This window comes from Bacillus sp. UMB0893 (assembly GCF_002858905.1).
Lineage (GTDB): Bacteria > Bacillota > Bacilli > Bacillales > Bacillaceae > Bacillus_P.
In genome coordinates this window covers 273,853-278,680 of record NZ_PKLB01000008.1, presented here as the reverse complement: position 1 = coordinate 278,680, position 4,828 = coordinate 273,853, and the positions used below count along the sequence as shown (strand labels likewise).

2 tRNA genes and 2 rRNA genes (1 of these 4 cut by a window edge) are annotated in these 4,828 nt (G+C 52.4%); all 4 read right to left on the bottom strand.

The features are described 5' to 3' along the window. A 23S ribosomal RNA gene (locus CYJ36_RS18590) occupies positions 1-2,891 on the bottom strand; the annotation flags it as partial. 156 nt (positions 2,892-3,047) lie between these two features. Beyond that, positions 3,048-3,123: transfer RNA gene (locus tag CYJ36_RS18585), tRNA-Ala, on the bottom strand. Between the two features lie 17 nt (positions 3,124-3,140). Further along, positions 3,141-3,217, bottom strand: a tRNA-Ile gene (locus tag CYJ36_RS18580). A gap of 154 nt (positions 3,218-3,371) precedes the next feature. Further along, a 16S ribosomal RNA gene (locus tag CYJ36_RS18575) occupies positions 3,372-4,828 on the bottom strand; it runs 281 nt beyond the window's last position.

The following is a 4,828-nucleotide window of genomic DNA, read 5'->3' as shown; positions in this document are numbered from 1 at the left end:
CGTCACCGCGCTTCCACCTCAGACCTATCAACCTGATCATCTTTCAGGGTTCTTACTCACTTGCGTGATGGGAAATCTCATCTTGAGGGGGGCTTCATGCTTAGATGCTTTCAGCACTTATCCCTTCCGCACATAGCTACCCAGCGATGCCTTTGGCAAGACAACTGGTACACCAGCGGTGCGTCCATCCCGGTCCTCTCGTACTAAGGACAGCTCCTCTCAAATTTCCTGCGCCCACGACGGATAGGGACCGAACTGTCTCACGACGTTCTGAACCCAGCTCGCGTACCGCTTTAATGGGCGAACAGCCCAACCCTTGGGACCGACTACAGCCCCAGGATGCGATGAGCCGACATCGAGGTGCCAAACCTCCCCGTCGATGTGGACTCTTGGGGGAGATAAGCCTGTTATCCCCGGGGTAGCTTTTATCCGTTGAGCGATGGCCCTTCCATGCGGAACCACCGGATCACTAAGCCCGACTTTCGTCCCTGCTCGACTTGTAGGTCTCGCAGTCAAGCTCCCTTGTGCCTTTACACTCTGCGAATGATTTCCAACCATTCTGAGGGAACCTTTGGGCGCCTCCGTTACATTTTAGGAGGCGACCGCCCCAGTCAAACTGCCCACCTGACACTGTCTCCCAGCCCGATCAGGGCTGTGGGTTAGAATTTCAATACAGCAAGGGTAGTATCCCACCAATGCCTCCACCGAAGCTTGTGCTCCGGCTTCCAAGGCTCCTACCTATCCTGTACAAGCTGTACCAAAATTCAATATCAGGCTACAGTAAAGCTCCACGGGGTCTTTCCGTCCTGTCGCGGGTAACCTGCATCTTCACAGGTACTATAATTTCACCGAGTCTCTCGTTGAGACAGTGCCCAGATCGTTACGCCTTTCGTGCGGGTCGGAACTTACCCGACAAGGAATTTCGCTACCTTAGGACCGTTATAGTTACGGCCGCCGTTTACTGGGGCTTCAATTCAAAGCTTCGCTTGCGCTAACCTCTCCTCTTAACCTTCCAGCACCGGGCAGGCGTCAGCCCCTATACTTCGCCTTGCGGCTTCGCAGAGACCTGTGTTTTTGCTAAACAGTCGCCTGGGCCTATTCACTGCGGCTTTTCAGGGCTATGAACCCTAAAAAGCACCCCTTCTCCCGAAGTTACGGGGTCATTTTGCCGAGTTCCTTAACGAGAGTTCTCTCGCTCACCTTAGGATTCTCTCCTCGCCTACCTGTGTCGGTTTGCGGTACGGGCACCTCTCACCTCGCTAGAGGCTTTTCTTGGCAGTGTGGAATCAGGAACTTCGGTACTAAATTTCCCTCGCCATCACAGCTCAGCCTTATATGAGAAGCGGATTTGCCTGCTTCTCAGCCTAACTGCTTGGACGCGCATATCCAACAGCGCGCTTGCCCTATCCTCCTGCGTCCCCCCATTGCTCAAATGGTGAGGAGGTGGTACAGGAATATCAACCTGTTGTCCATCGCCTACGCCTTTCGGCCTCGGCTTAGGTCCCGACTAACCCTGAGCGGACGAGCCTTCCTCAGGAAACCTTAGGCATTCGGTGGAGGGGATTCTCACCCCTCTTTCGCTACTCATACCGGCATTCTCACTTCTAAGCGCTCCACCAGTCCTTACGGTCTAGCTTCAACGCCCTTAGAACGCTCTCCTACCACTGTTCGTAAGAACAGTCCACAGCTTCGGTGATACGTTTAGCCCCGGTACATTTTCGGCGCAGAGTCACTCGACCAGTGAGCTATTACGCACTCTTTAAATGGTGGCTGCTTCTAAGCCAACATCCTGGTTGTCTAAGCAACTCCACATCCTTTTCCACTTAACGTATACTTTGGGACCTTAGCTGGTGGTCTGGGCTGTTTCCCTCTTGACTACGGATCTTATCACTCGCAGTCTGACTCCCAAGGAGCAAGTCTTTGGCATTCGGAGTTTGACTGAATTCGGTAACCCGATGAGGGCCCCTAGTCCAATCAGTGCTCTACCTCCAAGACTCTCATACTTGAGGCTAGCCCTAAAGCTATTTCGGAGAGAACCAGCTATCTCCAGGTTCGATTGGAATTTCTCCGCTACCCACACCTCATCCCCGCACTTTTCAACGTGCGTGGGTTCGGGCCTCCATTCAGTGTTACCTGAACTTCACCCTGGACATGGGTAGATCACCTGGTTTCGGGTCTACGACCACGTACTCAAATCGCCCTATTCAGACTCGCTTTCGCTGCGGCTCCGTCTTATCAACTTAACCTTGCACGGGATCGTAACTCGCCGGTTCATTCTACAAAAGGCACGCCATCACCCATTAACGGGCTCTGACTACTTGTAAGCACACGGTTTCAGGATCTTTTCACTCCCCTTCCGGGGTGCTTTTCACCTTTCCCTCACGGTACTGGTTCACTATCGGTCACTAGGGAGTATTTAGCCTTGGGAGATGGTCCTCCCTGCTTCCGACGGGATTTCTCGTGTCCCGCCGTACTCAGGATCCACTCTGGAGGGAACGAAGTTTCGACTACAGGGTTTTTACCTTCTTTGACGGACCTTTCCAGGTCGCTTCATCTACCCCGTTCCTTTGTAACTCCGTATAGAGTGTCCTACAACCCCAAGAGGCAAGCCTCTTGGTTTGGGCTAATTCCGTTTCGCTCGCCGCTACTTGGGAAATCGCGTTTGCTTTCTCTTCCTCCGGGTACTTAGATGTTTCAGTTCCCCGGGTCTGCCTTCATTATCCTATGTATTCAGATAAAGATACTGTCCCATTACGAACAGTGGGTTTCCCCATTCGGAAATCTCTGGATCAAAGCTTACTTACAGCTCCCCAAAGCATATCGGTGTTAGTCCCGTCCTTCATCGGCTCCTAGTGCCAAGGCATCCACCGTGCGCCCTTCATAACTTAACCTAAAATGGATCATCGCATCTGACGAATCAGAGCGTTCCTCATTTTCGTTGTTTGTTTAGACATAAATGTCTAGAAAATCACTAATTATGGTAAGCGTAAATCTCAGTGAATTACTTGTTATCAATTACGTTATCTAGTTTTCAAAGAACAACTTCTTGGTGGAGCCTAGCGGGATCGAACCGCTGACCTCCTGCGTGCAAGGCAGGCGCTCTCCCAGCTGAGCTAAGGCCCCATATGAATTTTAAGAGATGGTGGGCCTAAATGGACTCGAACCATCGACCTCACGCTTATCAGGCGTGCGCTCTAACCAGCTGAGCTATAGGCCCATCTCATGAATTAAGAATATCTTCTGACGTACAAAAAAGTACGCGCAAATGAATCCTCGCTTACTTTTAAAGTAAACTCACTATTCACTTAGAGGGAACAAAGTTCTCTCAAAACTAAACAAAAACCAAAAGCGTCCTCATATATCTTCCTTAGAAAGGAGGTGATCCAGCCGCACCTTCCGATACGGCTACCTTGTTACGACTTCACCCCAATCATCTACCCCACCTTAGGCGGCTGGCTCCTTGCGGTTACCCCACCGACTTCGGGTGTTGCAAACTCTCGTGGTGTGACGGGCGGTGTGTACAAGGCCCGGGAACGTATTCACCGCGGCATGCTGATCCGCGATTACTAGCGATTCCAGCTTCATGCAGGCGAGTTGCAGCCTGCAATCCGAACTGAGAATGGTTTTATGGGATTGGCTAAACCTCGCGGTCTCGCAGCCCTTTGTACCATCCATTGTAGCACGTGTGTAGCCCAGGTCATAAGGGGCATGATGATTTGACGTCATCCCCACCTTCCTCCGGTTTGTCACCGGCAGTCACCTTAGAGTGCCCAACTGAATGCTGGCAACTAAGATCAAGGGTTGCGCTCGTTGCGGGACTTAACCCAACATCTCACGACACGAGCTGACGACAACCATGCACCACCTGTCACTTTGTCCCCCGAAGGGGAACCTTCTATCTCTAGAAGTGGCAAAGGATGTCAAGACCTGGTAAGGTTCTTCGCGTTGCTTCGAATTAAACCACATGCTCCACCGCTTGTGCGGGCCCCCGTCAATTCCTTTGAGTTTCAGTCTTGCGACCGTACTCCCCAGGCGGAGTGCTTAATGCGTTAGCTGCAGCACTAAAGGGCGGAAACCCTCTAACACTTAGCACTCATCGTTTACGGCGTGGACTACCAGGGTATCTAATCCTGTTCGCTCCCCACGCTTTCGCGCCTCAGCGTCAGTTACAGACCAGAGAGTCGCCTTCGCCACTGGTGTTCCTCCACATCTCTACGCATTTCACCGCTACACGTGGAATTCCACTCTCCTCTTCTGCACTCAAGTTTCCCAGTTTCCAATGACCCTCCCCGGTTGAGCCGGGGGCTTTCACATCAGACTTAAGAAACCGCCTGCGCGCGCTTTACGCCCAATAATTCCGGACAACGCTTGCCACCTACGTATTACCGCGGCTGCTGGCACGTAGTTAGCCGTGGCTTTCTGGTTAGGTACCGTCAAGGTGCGAGCAGTTACTCTCGCACTTGTTCTTCCCTAACAACAGAGTTTTACGATCCGAAAACCTTCATCACTCACGCGGCGTTGCTCCGTCAGACTTTCGTCCATTGCGGAAGATTCCCTACTGCTGCCTCCCGTAGGAGTCTGGGCCGTGTCTCAGTCCCAGTGTGGCCGATCACCCTCTCAGGTCGGCTACGCATCGTTGCCTTGGTGAGCCATTACCTCACCAACTAGCTAATGCGCCGCGGGCCCATCTGTAAGTGACAGCCGAAACCGTCTTTCCAGCTTGAACCATGCGGTTCAAGATACTATCCGGTATTAGCTCCGGTTTCCCGGAGTTATCCCAGTCTTACAGGCAGGTTGCCCACGTGTTACTCACCCGTCCGCCGCTAAC